Source organism: Larkinella sp. C7 (assembly GCF_006149005.1).
Classification (GTDB): Bacteria; Bacteroidota; Bacteroidia; order Cytophagales; family Spirosomataceae; genus Larkinella.
On record NZ_VBSL01000010.1, the window covers coordinates 78956 to 100277 of the forward strand.

The window sequence follows — 21322 nt, forward strand, 5'->3', positions numbered from 1 at the left end:
GATATCCCTCTGAATATACCTGGTGCCAACGTATAACCCTGCGTTGGCACCAGTTTTTTTGATCTTCATTCCCGCTTTTGCTCCCAAAACAATCTGAATGCGTCAACCCGCCCCTGATCAGGACAATTTGAAAAAACACTGAACTATTGCACTCAATTGTCCTAACTTAGCTTTCCGTGCCTTTTCATTCATTCTTTCGTTTATGACGCTTTTTTTACGCGCTTTTTGGAGTGGTCTCATCATTATGATGGCCTTTTTGTCGACGGGTTGCCAGAAAAAACCGGCTTCCACCGAGCAGACGGCCCCCGACACGGGACCTCCGCTGTTCACCTTGCTTTCCCCGGAGCAAACCGGCATTTCGTTCGTCAATACGCTGAACGAAGGGCTGAATACCAATGTGCTCATGTACGAATATTTTTACAACGGTGGCGGGGTCGCCGTTGGTGATCTGAACGGCGACGGCCTGGAGGATATTTATTTCAGCGGCAACATGGTTCCGAACCAGTTGTACCTCAACAAAGGCAATCTGAAATTCGCCGATATTACCGCCACTGCGGGCGTGGCCGGACGCGAAGGCCCCTGGCGAACGGGTGTTACGATGGCCGATGTCAACGGCGACGGGCGGCTCGATCTCTTTCTCTCCTATTCAGGAAGTCTGCCGCCCCAAAAACGGACACCTCAACTGTTTATCAACGACGGCCCCGATGCGCAGGGCATTCCCCGCTTCTCCGATCAAACCGCCAAATGGGGGCTGGACAAACCCGGTCAGACAACCCAGGGAACGTTCTTCGACTACGACCGCGATGGCGATCTGGATTTATTTCTGCTCAACCACAACCCCCGGCTGCTGCCCATCCTCGACCCGGATGCCACGGCGGAGCTGATGAAGAAAAAAAGCCCGGAAATCGGGGTTTGCCTGCTTCGGAATACCGGAACCCGTTTCGAGGATGTGACCGAACGGGCGGGTCTGCTCAATTCGGTGCTGAGCTATGGCCTGGGACTGGGCGTCTCCGACCTGAATAGCGACGGCTGGCCCGATCTCTATGTGTCCAACGACTACAACGTCCCCGATTTTCTGTATCTCAACAACCGGAACGGAACCTTTACGAACCAGTTGCAAACCGGCATCGGTCACATTTCCCACTTCTCGATGGGAAACGATGTCGCCGACATGAACAACGACGCCCGGCCCGACATTCTGACGCTCGACATGCTACCCGAAGACAACCGGCGGCAGAAACTCCTGATGTCGCCCGACAATTATGAAAAGTTCGATCTGGCCGTCAATTCGGGCTTTTATTACCAGCACATGCGGAATATGCTGCAATTGAATGTCGGAACGGATGGCAAGAAAGGAACCGGAGGCATTCCCGAATTCAGCGAAGTGGGGCAGTTGTCCGGCATTTCCAACACCGACTGGAGTTGGGCTCCCCTCCTGGCCGACTACGACAACGACGGCTGGAAGGATCTGTTCGTTACCAACGGCTACCTGCGCGACTATACCAACCAGGATTTCCTGAAATACATGGGCGATTTTCTGCTCAACCGCAAGGTCATGCGCCAGGATTTGCTGGAACTCGTCTATAAAATACCGGCTTCCGATGTGATTAATTATGCCTTTAAAAACAACGGCGACCTTACCTTCACCGACGTCAGTCGGGCCTGGGGCATGACCCTGCCTTCGAACAGCAACGGCGCGGTGTATGCCGATCTCGACAACGACGGCGACCTGGATCTGGCCATCAACAACATCAACAAACCGGCTTTTATCTACCGCAACGAAGCCGGTAGCCAACTCAAAAACCACTACCTGAACGTCAAACTGGACGGGGTTGGGGCCAACCGGTTTGGGCTGGGTGCCAAAGTAACCCTCTACCGGAACGGCCGGCAACAGTATCTGGAGCAAATGCCATCGCGCGGCTATCAGTCGAGCGTATCGCCCATGCTGCATTTCGGGCTGGGAAAAGAATCCACCATCGACTCGCTGCGCATTGTGTGGCCGGGCGACAAACAACAACTGCTGACCAACGTCAAGGCCGACCAGGTGCTGGTGGTTTCGGAAAAGGCTGCCAAAACATCCCGGCGGTTAACGCCTTCTGCTCCGGCGGTGTTTACGGAACTGAAATCCCCGGTGGCGTATCAGCACCCCAAAAATACCGTCAATGATTTCAAACGGCAGCCGCTGCTGGTCAATCCGGCGTCGTTTGTGGGGCCGTGTCTGACCAAAGCTGACGTCAACGGCGACGGGCTGGAAGACGTATTTGTGGGCGGGGGCAGCGGCCAGGCCGGGGCGGTTTTTCTCCAGCAAGCCAACCAGCAGTTCCTGCAAAAAGCCCAACCCGCGCTGGAAACCGACAAAGCCAGCGACGACGCCGACGCGGTTTTCTTCGATGCCAACGGCGACAGTTTTCCGGATTTGTACGTGTGCAGCGGTGGTTACGCGAACTTCATGCCCGACGACGCCTTGTTGCAGGATCGGCTTTACATGAATGATGGCAAAGGAAATTTCACCAAAAATCCGGCGGCTTTGCCCGTCATGCGCACCAGCAAAAGCTGCGTTCGGGTGGCCGACCTCAACGGCGATGGCAAACCGGATCTGTTCGTGGGCGGGCGGGTGATTCCGGGCCGCTACCCCGAAACGCCCCCGAGTTTTCTGCTGATCAACGACGGCAAGGGAAAATTTACCGATCAGACGGCCACGCTGGCTCCCGATCTCCAGCGCATTGGCATGGTGACCGATGCCGCCTGGACCGACCTCAACGGCGATAAAAAACCGGAACTGGTGGTGGTGGGGGAATGGATGCCGGTGACGGTTTTCGGAAACGACGGCGGAAAATTTACGGATCAGACCAAGACCTTTTTCGACAAAGAATACCGGGGCTGGTGGAATAAACTGCTGGTCGATGACCTCAACGGCGACGGCAAACCGGATTTGGTGGTGGGCAATCAGGGCCTGAACACGCAGTGTAAAGCCAGCGACAAAGAACCCGCCGAACTATTTTACAAGGACTTCGACGACAACGGTTCGGTCGATCCGATTCTGTGTTTTTACATTCAGGGCAAGTCGTATCCCTACGTCACCCGCGACGAGCTGCTGGATCAGCTCAGCATCATGCGAACGCGCTTCCCGGATTACAAAAGCTACGCCGATGCGACGATGAAGGATATTTTCACGGAAGAAGAGCTGAAAGACGTGGATCGACTGGAAGCCAATCACCTGAAAACCACGTATTTTGAAAGTACGGCACCGGGAAAATGGCAGGAAAAAGCACTGCCCGTCGAGGTGCAGGTTTCCCCGGTTTTTGCACTCACGGCCTTCGATTACGACCACGACGGCAAGAAAGACCTGCTCCTGTGCGGCAACATCAGCCGGGCGCGCTTGCGGTTCGGGAAGTACGACGCCAACTACGGTGTTTTACTGAAAGGCAACGGAAAAGGCCAGTTTTCGTATGTGCCGCAACCCCAATCCGGTTTTCTGCTGAAAGGCGATGTCCGGAGCGTGCTGCCGATTGGAAACACGGTCTTAATGGGGATTAACCAGGTTGGCGTAAAAGCGTATGGGTTTAAATGAGTTATTACACCGAGTTGATCAGAGGTTATCAAAGTTTTTCTCTGATTTCCTCTGATCAACTCGGTGTAACAACCTTTCAATTTCAATGAAAAAAATCTTCCTCTCTCTCTTCTTTATAGCCCTTATAAGCAGTTGCCAGACCGAAAAAACACCGGAACTGGGCAACCGGGAGATCACCAGCGTCGTCGCCGAGATGACCGAGGTCATGATTCACGACGTAACCAATCCGCCCCTGGCCGCCCGGTTTTTTGCCTATGCTTGTCTGGCCGGCTACGAAGTGGTTGCCCAGAACGACAAGGCTTACCGGAGCATGCACGGCGTCCTGAACGGCTATCCGGCGATGGAAAAACCGAATGTCAGCGGACATTCCACGCACCTCAGCGCGGTGCTGGCGATGCTCAAAACCGCCCAGAAAATGCAGCCTTCGGGCAAACGGCTGGAGAAGCTGGAAAAGCAGTTGCTGGATTCGTGCCGAACCGCGGGATTTTCCGACGAGGTGATCGAGCAGTCGGCAACGTATGCGCTGGAGGTGAGCAAACAGATGCTGAAATACGCCAAAGCCGACCAGTACAACCGCATCAGCAACTACCCCCGGTATACACCCTCCGAAAAAGCCGGAAGCTGGTATCCGACCCCGCCGGGGTATTTTGCCCCGGTCGAACCGTATTTCAACACCGTCCGGCCGTTCACGCTGGACTCGGCGGCCCAGTTCAAACCCGCACCGCCAGCGGCTTATTCCACCGATAAGAGCTCGTCTTTTTACCGGATGCTCCTGCAAAATCAGAAGGAAGGCGGCAACAGCCTGACGGAAGAACACCGGCAGATTGCGGCTTTCTGGGATTGCAATCCGTTTGCGCTCGAAAACAACGGCCACATGATGGTGGGTCTCAAAAAAATCTCCCCCGGCGCTCACTGGCTGGGCATTACGGGGATTGCGTGTACCAAAGCGAAAAAGAGCTTCGCCGAATCGCTGAAGATCTACACGGCCGTAGCCATCGGATTAACGGACGGTTTTATCTGTTGCTGGGACGAAAAATACCGCAGCAACCGCGTTCGTCCCGAAACCGCCATCCGCAAGCTCATCGATCCCGACTGGAAACCGTTTCTGCAAACACCCCCGTTTCCCGAATATTTGAGCGGACATTCCACCATTTCGGCGGCTTCGGAAGTCATTCTGACACACTATTTCGGCGATCATTTTGAGTATACCGACACCGTCGAAGAGCCGTATGGCCTGAAAGCCCGCACGTTCCGATCCTTCCGCGAAGCCGCTGTCGAAGCCGGACTTTCCCGGTTCTACGGCGGCATTCATTTCATGGACGCCATTGATCAGGGCCGGGCGCAGGGTCTGAAAGTGGGCGAATGGGTGGTGAAGAAAGTGGGATAAAATCGGAAGAAGAAAACCGTATTAGTCGTCCACCTTCGCATTTTGTTCTGCGTTTCGGCCCGGCGGAAACGTATGCCGCCATCTTTCACCATAAACGGACTTGTATAGAATGGTGATCCTGGCATCATTCATACTCTGACGGATCGCCCGTTCTGCCGTTCGACTGTGCAATTCGATGAGGGCAACCTTTCCGCCCTGCGGGATCACCAGGCCTTTCCAGAGATCGCTGACCATGCTCGTGCTATCGATAATGCCGGCCCGCTTCAGAATAGCGTTTTCGAAATCAGAAACAGTATCGTATTTTTTTCCGGCATAAGAATAGGAAGCTTCCTCGATAAAAGCAGGACCCAGTCCATTGTTATCAATCATAATTGCGTAGCCCGAACTTCCGTCTTCGAGTTTGGACGTATTGTAACTGTCCAGGATCGGCATCACCGAAGCATACTGCTGCGTTCGTTGCAGATACGCCTGATAAAACGTGATGCCGATGGCGCAGAAACTGGAAACGACAGCCAGAATACTCAGGTACGTATCCAGCGAAACGACAACTTTACGGTTACGGTTAGCCATACATCCGTAGCAAATACTATTTTTATATTTTCATACTAAGCTCCAAAATAGCTAATTCCAGCCAGATCACCTCACTAATTTTCTCCATATGCTGAAGACAGTCGCGTTTATTTTGTTTTTACTGGTCAATCCAAAAGCTTTCTGCCAGGAAAGTAAAAAACCGTCTCCACAACCCGATATGGCCATTCAGCTCGATTTCGGGAGTGCGCAGGCGGTTACGAATCTGCTGGCCAAAACGAAAACGACCGATGCCGAACTGGACGAAATTGCGAAACTCTACGGCAGCCAGCAATTGATCCGAAAGGTCACCAGTTACAACAAAACGGGCACAGAGGCCGCTTTTAAACAAACCTTGCGGGAGATGGTCGAAACGGGAACGGTGAAAGGCAACGACCCGTTCGAGTGGAAAGCCGTAAAAGCTAAACTTCCGGAAATCAGAGCCTTAGTCCGTCAACTGGAAACAAAGGCGTCGTTTATTGAGGATGTAAAAGCGCTCATTTTACCGTATTCACCGGCTACGCTGCCCGTAAAAGCCCGGGCCTGTTTCCTGGTCGGCGGGGGTGCGCTGGGCTTCACCATCGGTAGCGACGACACTTTCAATGTGGCTTTGCAGAAAATTGGCGATGATTATGAAGGACTGGTTTATCTGGTTGCCCACGAACTTTATCATACCATTCAGCAGGTGGGCGAACGCCATCGCACGAACGGAAAGACCGCAGCGAATCCGCCAAAAAATATTGACCGTACCTATACGCTGCTGGCCAATCTGTGGGCCGAAGGCTCCGCCAGTCTGGTCGGTGATTTTACAAAAATCAAACAGCCGGGCGGTTTCTCAAAAGAGCAACAGGAACAGTATGCACGCAACGGGCAGCGATCGCAGCAGAACTTTGCGCTCTTCGAGAGCCTGTTATTCTCCGCTTTTCACGACTCCACCGCCAATCTCAGCGAGCTTTACAACATCGGTTTTACGGTAGCCTTCGATGAAACCAGTTATTTTATGGGGTATCGAATGGCGAAAGTGATTGAGGAATACCGGGGCAAAGACGTCCTGGCCGGGTTAATCACCAAAAGTCCCATCGAATTCTGTCAAATCTACCGGGCCATTTACACGCAGTTTCCGGACAGAAATATTATTCATTTCAGCGGCTCTACCGAAGCGATTCTGACCCGGATGGAAGCCTGGAAGGATAAACTCTAATGCCGGGCAACCTTTATTTCTGTTTGTCGAGCCATTTCATGACCGGCGTAGCCAGTATTCCGTGAACCACGATGGAAACGAGAACCACAAAGCCGACGATGGCCCAAAGCCGCTCGGCTTCCGGGAAAGGGGCTTTCTCCAATCCAAAGGCGAGGTAGAAAAAAGATCCGATGCCCCGAATTCCAAAACCGGCAATGACCCACCGTTCACGAAGCCTGGCTTTGGCACCCACCAGCGTCATAATACCCGCCAGAGGACGAATCACCAGCAGAAGGCCCAGCCCCAGCAAGGCATCCGCCCAGGTGAGCGGGGCCAGCAGACCCTGCCCTATCGCTCCACCAAAAAAGAGGAGGACGACGACAATGAAAAGCCGCTCGACCTGATCCGAAAAATCGTGCATGTGCTGGTGGTATTCGTGGGTTCGTTCGTAGCTGCGGAGGGTGACGGCGGCAATGAAGACGGCCAGAAAGCCGTATCCGTGTACTAATTCGGTGGCTCCGTAGGTGGTCAGGGTTACCGCCAAAACCACAAATCCGTAAACCGATGATTTGATGCTGATTTTTTCGGGCAACCGGAAAATGAAGACGGCCAGGAGTTTTCCTGAAAGCCAACCTGCCAGCAGACCTACGCCCAGCCGGTAGACCACGTCCATGCCCAGCCAATCCCAAAACCGGTCCGTCAAAGGCACTTCAGAAGGCAACAGGGCAATCGCTCCGTATACGAACGGGAAAGCCAGACCATCGTTCAGGCCGGCTTCGCCCGTCAGCGCAAACCGGACGTTGTCTTCACCGCCCTCCCCCGGATCACCAACCTGCACATCGCCCGCCAGCACCGGATCCGTGGGTGCCAGTGAAGCCGCCAGCAGCAGAGCCGAAGCCGGGGATAATGCCATACCGTACCAGCCTGCCACCGCCATGGCACCGATGGTGAGAATCATGGCCAGCGAGACCAGCCGAAACGGTATCCGCCAGTTTTTTAGTGAAAACCGGCGATCAATCTTAAGTCCCGTCCCCGTCAGGGCCACAATGACGCATAATTCGCTCAGGTGCGTTGTTAAAGCCGGATACTGAAGCGGATCGGCAGATGGTAAAGGGAGCGGAAAAGCATAGACCAACAGGCCTAAACCGACCAGAACGATAGGGTATGAAAGCGGATATTCTTTGAGAAAGGAAGGCAAGAACGCAACGGCCAGCACAGCCACGCCCAGCACAACCAGCAACAAATTAATGGAAACCATAGGCAAATGACAGATTCCCGACACCCAACGGGCACGCAGGAGCGGATGACTAGCCGACGTCCCGGTTTAATTCGGAAACGGCAACGTTACGCTGACTTAAACCCGATCCGCTCGTTGAATGTTATCACGCCATTTTCGCTACGCTTTCCTGACTTGCATTTACTGCTGCCTAAACCCCCAGATAGAGGGCGGCCAATTGATCCAGTTGTTCCTGTTGGGTGTTTTTATGGGCTGAAGACGGTAGTTTCCACGTCACCTTAATACCCGCAGCATTCTCGACAACGTCCGCGATTCGCTGCATCATCTGGTCCAGTTCAGCGGGTTTCATGTTTTTTGCGTTCGCCAGGTTAGACGTCAATTGCTCCATTATTCCTTTCTCGAGTCGTGCTGTCATGCGAATGTTTGTTTCTGGATTGCGTTTGTACGTTGCGTAAATCAGAAGAGAGAAAGGTCTTAAAACCGCATAGCGTCTCCTTCACCCGGCTTTTAGCAGCTTTTTATCCTCCTTGGTCTTATCGACAAGGAATTTCGCCGGAAGGTTGTCAGTAAAACCAAAAAATGAGGACGTGGCACCGCTACGTTCTCTCGTCCCAAATTTCTGTTTTAACCGAAACCGGAAAAGAAGTCCGGTCGGAGTCAGGAACTCCGACCGGAACTGTACTAACTCTAACAAAGTATGCCCACTCTCCAGGCGAAAGAATGATCACCTATCCTGTAGTAAGACGGTGAATTTGAAAAAAGTAACTGTAGAAGGGAAAATAAACTTTCGGGCTTTAGAAATGGACTGGAGTCGTTGCCGGTTTAGGAGCCAGTTTGTCGCATCGGGACCAGTTTACATGCCACCGGCTGCCATCGCCCGCGTTGTTGCGTTTGCGATTGGGCAGCCGGCCGATGTGGATATAGATGAGCCAAACGCGCTGGGTTAACGCGGTTTCACGGCTTCGGGGGCATCGTTGAAATGTTCGTATTTATTCAGCAGCTTTCCGAGGGCATAGGTAATGGGAATCACCACTTTCCTGACAAACAGGGGAATTTCCAGCATATCGTATTCGCTGGCATAGCGGGTCAGCAGGTAGGCGGCATCGAAGGCTTCCGGCTGGTTCCTGCCCGATTTGGCCTGGGCCGCAAAGATGGCCGAGAGAAAGAACACAATGGTATTGGCTGGCTTGATCCAGGCCCGGCATTGAAGCATGTCGGTCCCCGCATTCCAGAACCGGTGGGGTTCACCACGTTTAAACACAATGGACTCGCCTTCACCGGCATACTGCTCTTTTTGGCCCTGAATCTGGTAGCCAATTTTGCCTTTCACCACCGTAAAACCCTCATCCTGCAGCCAGTGCACGTGCATGGGCGGGCCGCTGCCGGGTTTCACAAAGTTTTCTCCGAAGACCCGGTCGCCGTCCGGTTCCTGGGTTACGCCCAGAAAGACCAATTTTTCGCCGTGGCCGTTTTCAATCGTGTGGGGGTAGGTAATGTTCATGGTAGTCGATATTTGTTGTTCGGTAACAAAGATCAACCCCCAACCACGACGCTGAAACGCCGGTTCGGTTCAACCGGAAAAAGCAATCCCTGAAGCGTCGTTTTCCGGTCTTCAGGTTTCGGCGAGGTTGCCAACGTTTTCTGATGGGGGCGTCAGGGGTAGTCTACCCACCTCCGCACCCGATGCCCCCAAAACGCATAGTACACCAGATACAGATAACACGGAAATAACACCCAATACGCGAGTTTTACGCCGTACAAATCTGCAAAATAACCGTAGAAAAGCGGCATAATGGCGTTGCCGCAGAGTCCCATGATCAGGATGGCCGCGCCCAGTTTGGTAAACCGCCCCAGACCGTCCAGCGCCAGTGGCCAGATGCCGGCCCAAACCAGCGAATTGGCCAGACCCAGCAACACCACGAACCAGATTGAGCGGTCGGCCTGATGGCCCAGAATTGTCACCGGACCACTGGTGTAGATGATCAACAGCGTCAGAACCGCACCCAACAAGGTACAAAACTGGAAAGCCGTCACCTGACTGATGGTTTTCGGAATCAGCGAAATGCCGAGAATATACCCGCAGATCGTAGCCGTTAAGGTATACGCCGGAAATGTCTTGGCTTCCAGCAGACTGATTCCCATGGAGTTGGCATACCCAATCACCGTATCGATGGCAATAACCTGACTGCCCACGTGCAGAAAAATAGCCACAGCGCCCAGAATCAGGTGGGGAAACTGGAAAATCGAGGTTTTTCCGGAATTGGCAGCCGCCACATCGGCGGTTTCCTGCTCGGTATCGATTTCCGGCAAAGGCGAAAACCGCACCAGCAACCCCAGGCCGATCAGTACCACGCCCATCAGCGAGTAGGGCACGATCACCCGCCGAACCAGCTCATCCAGTGCGGCACTCCGCTCGACGGCGGACATCGTCGGCAGTTGCGCAAACAGATCGGTGTCGGTGGCCCGCAAAATCACGGCGGCAAACAGAATCGGAGCCAGCACTCCGGCACCTTTGTTGCAAATGCCCATGATGCTGATCCGCTGGGCGGCTCGTTCCTGCGGTCCCAGAATAGTGATGAAGGGATTGGCCGCCGTTTGCAAAACCGCCAGCCCGACCCCGATCATGAACAATCCCAGCAGAAAAATCCCGTAGGTTCGGGTCAGGGCGGCCGGGACGAAGATGAACGCCCCCACCGCCATAATCCAGAAACCGATCATCATGCCTTTCTTAAAACCGGTGGCTTTCAGCAAATACGACGACGGCACCGACATCACGAAATACGAGATGTAAAACGCGAACGTGACCAGATACGACTGGAAATTGGTGAGTTCGCAGGCGATTTTAAAATACGGAATCAGGATCGCATTGACCCAGGTCACAAAACCGAATATAAAAAATAACAGGCCGATGATCAGGATCGAAATAAGCGTATCCCGCTTGCTTAACGAACTGACCTCGACAGCCGCCAGAGTTGCTTTCATCTAATTCAAGGAGTGAATGGGCAATTGAGTGATTGAGTGGCAGTAAAAATCATTAAACCGTTGGCTCCCAGCCGGATTGGTAGTCCCGCTGCCAGTATTTTTTCATCAGACCTTTGTTTTTGATGTGCCCGTTGCTGGGGTCGATGTTCAGCGTTTCGCCGGACCGGAGGGCGATGTTGCCCAACTGGCAAAGCAGCGTGCTCTGGTGTCCGCCTTTGATTTCGGCCGCCAGAGCCGTGCCTTTCCGGATGCCGTCAAAGAAGTTCTGAATGTGAATCGCATCCAGCGCCTGCGACGGGTTCATGCGGTCACGGGCGTCGATGACAAAATCGTTTTTGACATCCTTGACCAGTTTGCTCTGCAAGTCATACACCTTGTAGGTATTCCCGCTTTCGATCACAACCGAACCGGTTTCGCCGTAAAATTCGACGCCCACGCTATTATCTTCAACCGTGCGACCATTGCAACTACGTCCTTCCCAAACGATGCTGGTGTTGTTGTCAAACTCCAGCGTAATCACTTGGGTATCCGGCGTTTCCCAATCATCCTTGTAGCGATACCGCCCACCCGCGGAGGAAACCCGCGTCGGGTATTCGACGCCCAGCCCCCAACGCATCAGGTCGATCATGTGGGTGCCGTTGTTGAGCGCTTCACCCGTTCCCCAGTGCCAGAACCAGTGCCAGTTGTAATGCAGCAGATTGTCTTTGAACGGTCGGCGCGGAGCCGGACCCTGCCACAAATCGTAGTTCAGCCACGATGGAACGGGGGCTTCTTTCCCGACACCAATCGACGCCCGGTTATTGGTATACCAGCCCTTCGCAAAATACGGACGACCGATGATGCCGCCCTTCACTTCCTGAATCGCCTTCGCTACGTTCGGCCACGACCGGCGTTGGTTGCCCATCTGCACAACCCGTTTATACTTTTCGGTGGCCGCCATCAACAATTCGCCTTCATGCGGATTGTGACTGCACGGTTTTTCGAGGTATACGTGCTTGCCGGCTTTGCAGCCCAGAATAGCCGCCGGCGCATGCCAGTGGTCGGGCGCAGCCACCACCAGTGCTTCCAGATCCTTGTCTTCTAGGGCTTTGCGAAAATCAGGAGATGCTTTCGGGCGACTTTTTTGCAGGTCTTCCACTGTGGCAATGGCCTTGTCGGAAGCCCGGGAATCGACGTCGCAGATGTACAGCACCTCGCAGTTTTTCTGAAGCGCAAAGTTGCTCGCCAGCGCCAGTCCCCGCGAATTGACGCCCATCACGGCCACTTTGATTCGCTCGTTGGCTCCGAGAATGCTGGCGTAACTTTTGGCACTAAAACCGGGCAGAATGCCCCCCAGCGATAAGGCCGCCGTGCCCGATACGGTTTTTTTGATAAACGCCCGGCGGGTTTTATTCGATGATTGCATGGATTGAAGGGTTATAGGTTGTGAAACATACCCCGGAGGGGTAAAATGTTAATAGCCCAATCGGCTATACTTATTTTTTCAAGCTCCGGAGGAGCGCCCTTAGGGTGCTTTGACGACACTCCTCCGGAGCTTGGATTTGATGCTAACTTCTTGTATCTATTAACATTCTACCCCTGCGGGGCATTCCGGCTTTGATCCGGTTTGGGACGGCGTCTTAAAGAACCGTCTTTATACTTTTCGCAGCACGCTTTCCAGCGTCACGGTGGCTCCGCCCTGCCGTTTACTTTCCTCAGCGGCTTCCATAAAGGCAAAAATTTCCAGCGTTTCGGCGGCACTGACCGGCGGTTTTCCGGTATTGAAGAACTCCACGATTTGTACCAGCAACGCTTTGTAGCCTTCGTAGGGACCGATGGCTGCGATGCCTTTTTCGCCGTACGCCGTACCGCCATACCCGGTTTTCCCGGAACGGATTCCCCGGAAAGTCCCGATCCGATCATCATTCCAGACACCGACAACCACGTCCATATCCTTCGTGTGCGTCCGGCTCACCTGCTTGCAACCCGGCCCCATCACCGTGAAAAGCGTTTCGACGCCGTGGATGCCGTACCAGAACAGATCCGGATGGGTTTTCTCGATGGGCGACGGACTGTAGGTGTCAGCCCCCAGCACTTTCCCGATGGTTTTTCCTTGTGCGATGTCCTGCGCGCTGGTCATATAGCGGAGCGATGAGGCCGAAAAAACCGGCACGTTGGCCTTTTTGGCGGCTTCAAAAATAGCTTTGGTATCGGCCAGCGAAGCTGCAATCGGTTTGTCGATAAACACCCGCTTCCCAGCCTTGAACACTTTCAGGGCCTGCTCCAGATGCAACCGGCCGTCGTTGGTTTCCAGCAACACCACATCCACCTTGCGGAGCAGTTCTTCGATGGAACCAACGATTTCAACACCCAGTTTTTTTACTTCTTCCGTATACCCCGCCACCCGGCTGACGCTCGACTCGATGTCGTTGCTGCCTTTCGGATAAGCCGCCACAACGCGGTAGCCATCCAGCTCAGGACCGGCGGTCGGGCTGTTCAGTTCTTTGGTGAAAGCGGTGCTGTGCGAGGTGTCCAGGCCAATGATACCCACCCGTTTTCCCTCCGCCGACGGAGTCGGTTCGGGCATCGAAAAGAGGGTGTGCGGCAAGCTGAGCGAGAGTCCCGTAGTGGCTGTCACACCCAGAAATTTTCTACGGTTAAGCAAATGATTCATCCGATTCGGGCTAAAAAGGTCGTATTATTGTAAGAATAGCAATTTTATTCGTTTTATCCGTCTGCCGTTTCAAGGGTAGGTCGATAAAAATACGGTTTTTTTCCAGATATGGCTCATTTACCAAACCTGATCATTGATCTGGCGATCATTTTGGGAACCGCAGCCGTAACGACGCTTCTTTTCAAATGGCTTAAACAACCCCTCGTTCTGGGTTATATTCTGGCCGGAGTGCTCGTAGGGCCAAAGTTTTCATTATTCCCGACCATTTCCGACCCGGCCACCATTCGCATCTGGGCCGACATTGGCGTCATTGTGCTGCTGTTCAGCCTCGGGCTTGAATTTAACATCAAAAAGCTCGTCAAGGTCGGCGGCACGGCTTCCATGACGGGCGTCATCGAGATTTCGGCGATGGTTCTTCTGGGTTACCTCACCGGCATGTGTCTGGGCTGGTCGACGATGGACAGCATTTTTCTGGGCGGCATTGTCTGCATTTCTTCCACCACCATCATCATCCGGGCGTTCGACGAACTGGGCATCAAAACCCAGCAGTTTGCCGGTATTGTTTTCGGTATTCTCGTAATTGAAGACATCGTGGCGGTTTTACTACTCGTGCTGCTTTCTACGCTGGCCGTCAGCAAGCAGTTTTTCAGTGCCGAAATGCTGGTCGCCATCATGAAACTGGCGTTCTTTCTGGTCATCTGGTTTCTGGGTGGTATTTTTCTCGTTCCCTCCCTGTTGCGAAGCGGCCGGAAATTCATCACCGACGAAACCCTGCTGATCATCTCGCTGGCGCTGTGTCTGCTCATGGTGGTTTTCGCCACGAGCGTCGGTTTTTCGCCGGCTTTGGGCGCTTTCATCATGGGGTCGATTCTGGCCGGAACCATTTACGCCGAACGCATCGAACACCTGCTGACCTCCATCAAGGATCTGTTTGGGGCGGTCTTTTTTGTCTCGGTCGGTATGTTGATCGACCCGGCTCTTTTGATCGAATACGCCGGACCGATTGCGATTGTTACCGTCGTCGTTATTCTCGGCAAATCCATTTTTGTTACCCTCGGTGCGCTCGTGGTGGGCCAGCCGCTGAAACAATCGATCCAGACCGGGATGAGCCTGGCGCAGATCGGGGAGTTTTCGTTCATCATCGCCACACTGGGCCTCAATCTGAAAGTCACCAGCGGTTTTCTGTATCCCATTGCCGTTGCCGTTTCCGCCCTGACGGCATTTACGACACCCTACATGATCAAGGCATCCGGCCCGCTCTGCACGTGGGTGGAAAGCAAGCTGAGTCCGCGAACCAAACTCTTCCTGACGGCCTACAGCTCCGGGGCGCAAACCATCGGCAGTGTGAGTGACTGGTATCAACTGCTTCGCGAACACATTCAGATCATTATCGTCAACACCGCCGTCATTCTGGGCATCATTCTGCTCGCATCCCGCTGGCTGATGCCCCTGATTGCGGAAGAAATCATCGGCAGTCCGGGAGCCGATATTCTGACCGGTTTTCTGTCCATTCTGCTGATGGCCCCGTTTCTGTGGGCACTGGTACTGAAACGAATCAACCGGCCGGTTTATACCCGGCTCTGGACCGAACGACGCGCGTATCGGGGGCCACTGGTGACGCTGGCAATTGCCCGTGGCGTCATCGGTTTGGGGCTCGTGCTGCTGTTGCTGCAACAATTTTTCTCCGTTAGCCTGTTGCTTTTCGTCGTCGTCGTGCTGACCGGCGGCTGGCTCGTGATGGGCAAGCGGCTTCCGTTGATTTATGAGCTGATCGAAAAGCGGTTTCTGGTCAACCTCAATTCCCGCCAGATCTACCAGGAGAACCGCATGGGGCGGAACCTGCTGCCGTGGGATGCCCACCTTTCCTATTTTGAAGTCAATGCCGAATCGCCGGGCGTCGGGTCTACCCTCGCCGAACTGGCGCTTCGGGAAAAATATGGCGTCAACGTCATTTCCATTGCGCGGGGCAGCGTGACCATGCTGGTGCCGGGCCGCAACGAACGGCTATTTCCGGGCGATAAAATTGCCGTGATTGGCACCGACAAGCAACTGGAACATTTTATCAGCCTGATCGAACCGGCTAAAAAAGAAAAGGTTCAGGCTACGTCGGCGCAGGAAATATCGCTCCAGAAAATTGCCGTCGATGAATCGTTTCCGTACATCGACCAAAGCATTCGAAATTCCGGTATTCGGGAAAAAACCCAGGGGCTCATCGTGGGCATCGAACGCAAGGGAACGCGCATTTTAAATCCCGATTCAACGACCTTTTTCCTTCCGGGCGATGTTATCTGGTTGGCCGGTAATACAAAACTCATTAAGGAGTTTCAGCGGGAAAACCGCTTGCGGACGATGCAGTGACCCGCCACGGGCTGTCCTGTTTTGAAAACCGTACGCAGCCCGGTCGAAATCAAACCTCTTTTTTTACTTTATGAAATTACTGTACAGCTACTTACGCGGTTTCTGGCCACTCCTCATTCTGGCCCTGCTCCTGGCCGCCATCAACCAGATTTTTTCGCTGCTCGATCCGTACATCTTCCGAAAAATCATCGATCAGTACGTCGTCAAACCGGGTTCGGCTATTCAGCGACTGGACTTCGTGAGCTTCCTGAGCGATGGTGCCGGGCTGCTGATTTTGCAGGCGCTGGGCGTTGCGATGGTGAGCCGCATCGCCAAAAACTTTCAGGATTATTACGTCAACGTCATCACGCAGCGACTCGGCGCCAAGCTCTATTCCGACGGTTTGCGCCACTCGCTCGACCTGCCTTATCAGGTGTTTGAAGACCAGCGTTCGGGCGAGACGCTGGGCAAACTCCAGAAGGTGCGGACGGATGTGGAAAAGCTCATCCAGTCGTTTGTCAACGTATTATTCACATCGGTAGTCGGGATTATTTTCGTCATGTGGTACGCCAGCACGGTGTACTGGCCCATTGCCCCGGCCTATTTTCTGACCATTCCGCTGCTCGGTTTTGTCAGTTCGCTGCTGAGTAAAAAAATCAAAGTCGTGCAGAAGAACATCGTGGCCGAAACCACCGCGCTGGCCGGTTCCACCACCGAAAGTTTGCGCAACATCGAACTCGTGAAAAGCCTCGGCCTGGCCCAGCAGGAAACCGAACGGCTGAATGCAACCACCGAAAAAATCCTGCGGCTCGAACTCAAAAAGGTCCGTTACGTGCGCTCGCTGTCGTTTGTGCAGGGCACGTTTGTCAACTTATTGCGGAATGCCATCATGCTGATGATGCTGTTTCTTGTGGTGCAGGGACGCATTACGGTGGGTGAGTTTTTCTCGCTCTTCATTTACTCCTTCGCTATTTTCGGACCGTTGCAGGAGTTGGGCAACATCATCAATATTTACCGGGAAACGGAAGCCTCGCTGGCTAATTTCCAGCAGATTCTCGACACGCCCCGCGATGTAAAACCGGCCCATCCGATCCCAATCAAAAAGATTCAAACGCTGGCGTTCGAGGACGTCCGTTTCAAACACTTATCCGCCGACAACCCGGCCCTCGATGGCATTTCGTTCGATGTCAAACTGGGCGAAACCATCGCGTTTGTCGGGCCGTCCGGTTCGGGGAAGACGACGCTGGTCAAGCTGCTGGTCGGTCTTTATCCCCCGCTGGCGGGCCGGATTCTGTACAACGACATCCCGAGTTCGGAAGTCGATCTGGATGAATTGCGCGAACAGATTGGTTTTGTAACGCAGGACACGCAGCTTTTTGCCGGGACCATTCGCGAAAACCTGCGCTTTGTAGCTCCGAATGCCACCGATGCCGAATGCCTCACGGCACTCCGCCAGGCGGCCGCCGATACGCTTTTGAGTCGCGCTCCACAAGGGCTCGATACCGTGATTGGCGAAGGCGGGGTGAAAGTTTCCGGGGGAGAAAAACAGCGGCTGAGCATCGCCCGCGCGTTGCTGCGCCGTCCGACCCTGCTGGTGTTCGATGAGGCCACATCAGCCCTCGATTCGCTGACGGAGGAGGAAATCGGCAAAACCGTCCGCCAGCTTTCGGGCTCGCGGCAGCACATCACGATTCTGATTGCCCACCGCCTGAGCACGATTCTGCACGCCGACCGGATTTTTGTTTTGGAAAAAGGCCACGTGGCCGAACAGGGCCGTCATGCGGATTTGCTGTTGCAGAAAGGATTATACTACGCCATGTGGCGGCAGCAAATTGGCGAACGCAAGGAAGTGGCCGTGGTGTAATCAAGAATGGCTACGAAAAAAACCGGGGCTCCACTCCGGTTTTTTTCGTTAAGGAGACAAGGCTTTTTGCAGAAAACCGATGACTTCCTGCGCCGTCTGGCGAGCGGACCGATTGACGCCAATGAGGGTTGCCGAGGCAAAACCGGTCCAACTGCCGTAGCCAACCAGCCACAAACCCGGCTGCCGAACCGAGCGCGTTCCGGCTACGGCGACCTTTCCATCCGGCGTAAGAACGTCAAGCGGTTCTAAAAACGCGAGGGCGGGCCGGAAACCGGTACACCAGATGACGGCATCGACGGCTTCGGTTTTCCCATCGGGCCAAATTACTCCGGTTGGGGTGAGTGCCGTAAAAGGTCGGACGGAATGCAGAACACCCCGACTGCGGGCTTCTTTTACGGGTTCGACCATGACCACATCGGCCAGACTGCCACCGGTTTTGGTGTCCCCCGCCTGAAACCGCTGGGTGGCCGCCTGAAACAAATACCGTCCATCGACTTCATCCGGCAAAAAAGTGGGTTCGGTCAACGTAACCCAGGTCGCATTCGCCACCTTCGACACTTCTGCCAGAATCTGGGCCGCCGAGTTGCCTCCGCCCACCACCAGCACCCGTTTTCCCGCCAATTCAGCGGGGAAGCGATAGTGGGCCGAATGGAGTTGCCGACCTTGAAAATTTTCTCTTCCGGGATACGCAGGAATGTAAGGATTGCTCCAGCTTCCGGTTGCACACACCAGCGTCCGGGTGCGGTATTCACCCTGGTTTGTAATGAGCCGAAACAACGAACCCGCACGCTCGACGGCTTGCACCTGAACCGGACGGTGAACAGGAAACGAATACCGCTTCTCATACTGCGTAAGGTAATCGATGACGTCCAGCCGCGACGGATACAACGACGCGGTGCGGGGCATCAGCCAGCCAGGCAGGGAACTGGCATCCGCCGGCGAAAAAAGCCGCAGCGACTCCCAGCCGTGCTGCCAGGCGCCACCGGGTGCCGATTGCTCATCCAGCAGGATAAAGTCGAGGGAACTGCGCTGTAAATGGTAGGCCGTAGCCAGAGCGGATTGTCCTCCTCCGACAATAATCAGATCCCGTACCGGTGATTCGTTCATGGGGTTTTTCTTGTCCGTAAACTTACTCTTCAGCGATCAGAACGTCGTCTTTCCGGGCGACGGCTCTTAAAACAATGTAGCCAAAACCACCCGCCAGAACCGATGCGATGAGAATCGCAAATTTGGCACCGGCGGTAAAAACCGGCTGTCCGGCAAACGAAAGGAGCGCGATAAAAATCGACATGGTAAAACCGATGCCGCCCAACAGGCCTAACCCAATAATATGGGGCCAGCGCGCACCTTCGGGCAACGTACACAAACCCGCTTTGACGGAGCACCAGGAAAGCAGCGTAATTCCCACGGGTTTGCCCACCACAAGCCCTACCAAAATGCCCAACCCCAGCGGGGTCGACAAGCCTTGCAACATGCCGTCTTCAAACCGGATGTTGGTATTGGCGAGTGCAAACAGCGGCATGATGGCAAAATTGACCGGTTTGATCAGCATGTGCTCCAGTTTTTCCAGTGCCGATTCGGTGTCATCCGGCGTAGTCGGCAGCGTAAAGGCCGTAAGCACCCCGGCGATGGTAGCATGGACGCCCGAATGGTGGATAAAATACCAGATGAACAGGCCGGGAATCAGGTAGAAAGCCAGATTCGTTACGCCCACCCGGTTGAAAATAATCAATACCAGCAAAACACCCCCTGCATACGCCAGGTAATTGACGTGCAGATCCGTGCTGTAGAAAATGGCAATCACCACGATGGCGACCAGATCATCCACAATAGCCAGGGCGGTCAGAAAGATTTTCAGCGACGCCGGAACCCGTTTTCCCAACAAGGTGATGAGGGCAAGGGCAAAAGCAATGTCCGTTGCCATCGGAATTCCCCAGCCCACGGTGGTTTCGGTTCCGCGGTTCAGCATCATGTAAAACAGGGCCGGAACCGCCACACCTCCGATGGCCGCAAAAATGGGCAAAGCCGCCTTTTTGACGGATGACAGTTCTCCTTCGACCAATTCCCTTTTGATTTCCAGGCCCACCATCAGAAAAAAGATCGCCATCAGGCCATCGTTGATCCAGATGAGAACGGAGTATTGTAAATCCAGACCGCCCCAGTCCGTTCCCAGCCGGGTGGCCAGCAGGTTTTCAAAGGACGCCCCCAAGGGCGAATTGGCGATACCGAGTGAGATGACCACACAGAGAAAGAGAAGGAAACCGCCTATCGAACCCGATGTAAAAAAATCCTGGAAGTGTTTCAAAAAAGTCGCTTTCATCGGTTTTTCAATTGATAGACTGCAATAGTAAGAAGAAACTTCCAGCAGGGCCACTTAATCTGATTTTAATCTTTCCCCTTGCTTTTTTTAATTTCTTTTTAATTTTTGCCGTAGTAACCGATCAATAGATATTGATCACATTCAGAATTATGCTGCAACTTACTCCCCCCTGACGACGATTTTCCGCTAGCCCCAGCCCTGGGCTAGATCGTTGACGCGGCCTCATCGGGTGCCGGGGAGTTCCTCTTTTTGCCACTTTTTCGAGCAGTGTTCAGCCGTTTTGCGGCTGGCCCATCTGGCTTTCCGTTCTGCTATTTCGCGGAGGGAAAGCTGCAAATCTCGTTTTAGCCATGCTACACCTTGTTCCACCCTGATCCTCCGATCAAAGATCACTATTAGTTTCACTCTTCTCCTTCATCTAACCCCCTAGCATAATGAATACGGCGCTGAAAAAAAATGTCCAGGAGTTCAACCGGAATGTGAACGAAAATGGCGGTTTTCTGTACACCACCAATGCGCAGTTTTCGTCGCATGTCGCTAACAAACGGATTTCGGACGAGATCTTCAAACTCATCAAACCACATTACAAAACCTTGGTAGACATTGGCTGTGGCGACGGCATGTACACCAACAACATCAAGGAAAACTTCCCGCATCTGGACGTGCACGGCTTCGATCCTGCCGACTCGGCCATTCAGATCGCCAGTAAGAAGTACCCTACTGTGCAGTTTGAAACCATTAATTTGCTGGACGACCAGTTGCCTGTTCCGGCCAAAAAATACGATGTAGCCGTCATCCGGGGCGTTCTCCACCACCTTTCCGATCAGCAAAAAGCCATCACCAATGCTTTCCGGTTCGCCGATCACCTGATTATCATGGAACCCAATGGCAACAACCCCATCCTGAAAGTCATCGAAAAAACGTCCAAATATCACATCGCACACGAAGAACAGTCCTTCTTCGAGTGGGATTTAAAACGCTGGATACGCAATGCGGGCGGACAAATTGATTCGTGGAGCTACGTTGGTTACGTCCCCTTCTTTTTTCCAACCGGCCCCGCCAAAGTGGTCTATTTCTTACAGCCTTTTCTGGAAAAAATTCCGGGTATAAAGCACGTTTTTTCGGCCCAGTTCATCATTTCATGCATGAAAAAGCCATAAAAATTCGGTTCCTCTGGCGCTCTGGTGAGTGCGTTAAAAACGGCACCGGTATTAACGGGAGAAT

General features: G+C 53.7%; 16 protein-coding genes. 7 read left to right on the top strand and 9 right to left on the bottom strand.

Annotated features, from left to right (window positions below):
- Positions 1 to 202: 202 nt before the first annotated feature.
- Positions 203 to 3571, top strand: coding sequence for a VCBS repeat-containing protein (locus FH871_RS22410; RefSeq protein ID WP_138993668.1), 3369 nt, complete (start codon positions 203 to 205; stop codon positions 3569 to 3571).
- 85 nt (positions 3572 to 3656) lie between these two features.
- Complete coding sequence (locus FH871_RS22415) at positions 3657 to 4958, top strand: vanadium-dependent haloperoxidase (RefSeq protein ID WP_138993669.1); 1302 nt, start codon at positions 3657 to 3659, stop codon at positions 4956 to 4958.
- A gap of 21 nt (positions 4959 to 4979) precedes the next feature.
- Here the strand turns inward: FH871_RS22415 and FH871_RS22420 are convergent, their stop codons facing one another.
- A complete protein-coding gene (locus FH871_RS22420) occupies positions 4980 to 5528 on the bottom strand; it encodes a hypothetical protein (RefSeq protein ID WP_138993670.1) in 549 nt (182 codons plus the stop codon).
- Positions 5529 to 5616: 88 nt separating this feature from the next.
- Between FH871_RS22420 and FH871_RS22425 the strand changes: the two genes are divergently transcribed.
- Positions 5617 to 6726 carry a DUF5700 domain-containing putative Zn-dependent protease gene (locus tag FH871_RS22425; RefSeq protein ID WP_138993671.1) on the top strand — a complete coding sequence of 370 codons (1110 nt, stop codon included), beginning with the start codon at positions 5617 to 5619 and terminating at the stop codon, positions 6724 to 6726.
- 13 nt (positions 6727 to 6739) lie between these two features.
- On the opposite strand, the gene FH871_RS22430 is transcribed toward FH871_RS22425, so the two are convergent.
- A complete protein-coding gene (locus FH871_RS22430; RefSeq protein ID WP_138993672.1) occupies positions 6740 to 7963 on the bottom strand; it encodes a sodium:proton antiporter in 1224 nt (407 codons plus the stop codon).
- Between the two features lie 169 nt (positions 7964 to 8132).
- Entirely contained in the window at positions 8133 to 8357 is a 225-nt protein-coding gene (locus FH871_RS22435; protein WP_138993673.1) for a hypothetical protein, read from the bottom strand.
- A 385-nt stretch (positions 8358 to 8742) separates the two neighbouring features.
- Here FH871_RS22435 and FH871_RS33225 point away from each other — a divergent pair, with 385 nt between their 5' ends.
- Positions 8743 to 8889, top strand: a complete 147-nt coding sequence (locus FH871_RS33225) for a hypothetical protein (protein WP_171062917.1) — start codon at positions 8743 to 8745, stop codon at positions 8887 to 8889.
- Here FH871_RS33225 and FH871_RS22440 read toward each other — a convergent pair.
- The 4 genes from FH871_RS22440 to FH871_RS22455 all read right to left on the bottom strand — a co-directional run bounded on the left by FH871_RS22440 (position 8886) and on the right by FH871_RS22455 (position 13577).
- Positions 8886 to 9443 (bottom strand): cupin domain-containing protein, encoded by a 558-nt coding sequence (locus FH871_RS22440; protein ID WP_138993674.1) that lies wholly within the window; start codon positions 9441 to 9443, stop codon positions 8886 to 8888. The two genes, FH871_RS33225 and FH871_RS22440, sit on opposite strands and share 4 nt — an antisense overlap.
- A gap of 152 nt (positions 9444 to 9595) precedes the next feature.
- Positions 9596 to 10924, bottom strand: coding sequence for a sugar MFS transporter (locus FH871_RS22445; RefSeq protein ID WP_138993675.1), 1329 nt, complete (start codon positions 10922 to 10924; stop codon positions 9596 to 9598).
- A gap of 52 nt (positions 10925 to 10976) precedes the next feature.
- Positions 10977 to 12329 (bottom strand): Gfo/Idh/MocA family protein, encoded by a 1353-nt coding sequence (locus FH871_RS22450; RefSeq protein WP_138993676.1) that lies wholly within the window; start codon positions 12327 to 12329, stop codon positions 10977 to 10979.
- Between the two features lie 228 nt (positions 12330 to 12557).
- On the bottom strand, positions 12558 to 13577 hold the full coding sequence (locus FH871_RS22455; protein ID WP_138993677.1) for a Gfo/Idh/MocA family protein: 1020 nt from the start codon (positions 13575 to 13577) through the stop codon (positions 12558 to 12560).
- Positions 13578 to 13685: 108 nt separating this feature from the next.
- Between FH871_RS22455 and FH871_RS22460 the strand changes: the two genes are divergently transcribed.
- On the top strand, positions 13686 to 15935 hold the full coding sequence (locus FH871_RS22460) for a cation:proton antiporter (protein ID WP_138993678.1): 2250 nt from the start codon (positions 13686 to 13688) through the stop codon (positions 15933 to 15935).
- A gap of 70 nt (positions 15936 to 16005) precedes the next feature.
- Positions 16006 to 17778, top strand: a complete 1773-nt coding sequence (locus FH871_RS22465; protein WP_138993679.1) for an ABC transporter ATP-binding protein — start codon at positions 16006 to 16008, stop codon at positions 17776 to 17778.
- Positions 17779 to 17826: 48 nt separating this feature from the next.
- Here the strand turns inward: FH871_RS22465 and FH871_RS22470 are convergent, their stop codons facing one another.
- Together FH871_RS22470 and nhaA are read right to left on the bottom strand one after the other, a co-directional pair.
- Positions 17827 to 18885 (bottom strand): ArsO family NAD(P)H-dependent flavin-containing monooxygenase, encoded by a 1059-nt coding sequence (locus FH871_RS22470; RefSeq protein WP_138993680.1) that lies wholly within the window; start codon positions 18883 to 18885, stop codon positions 17827 to 17829.
- 22 nt (positions 18886 to 18907) lie between these two features.
- The gene (gene nhaA / locus FH871_RS22475) at positions 18908 to 20098 is read right to left on the bottom strand and encodes a Na+/H+ antiporter NhaA (protein ID WP_138993681.1); all 1191 of its coding nucleotides are present in this window, start codon (positions 20096 to 20098) and stop codon (positions 18908 to 18910) included.
- A gap of 434 nt (positions 20099 to 20532) precedes the next feature.
- Here nhaA and FH871_RS22480 point away from each other — a divergent pair, with 434 nt between their 5' ends.
- On the top strand, positions 20533 to 21258 hold the full coding sequence (locus tag FH871_RS22480) for a trans-aconitate 2-methyltransferase (RefSeq protein WP_138993682.1): 726 nt from the start codon (positions 20533 to 20535) through the stop codon (positions 21256 to 21258).
- Positions 21259 to 21322 lie beyond the last annotated feature (64 nt).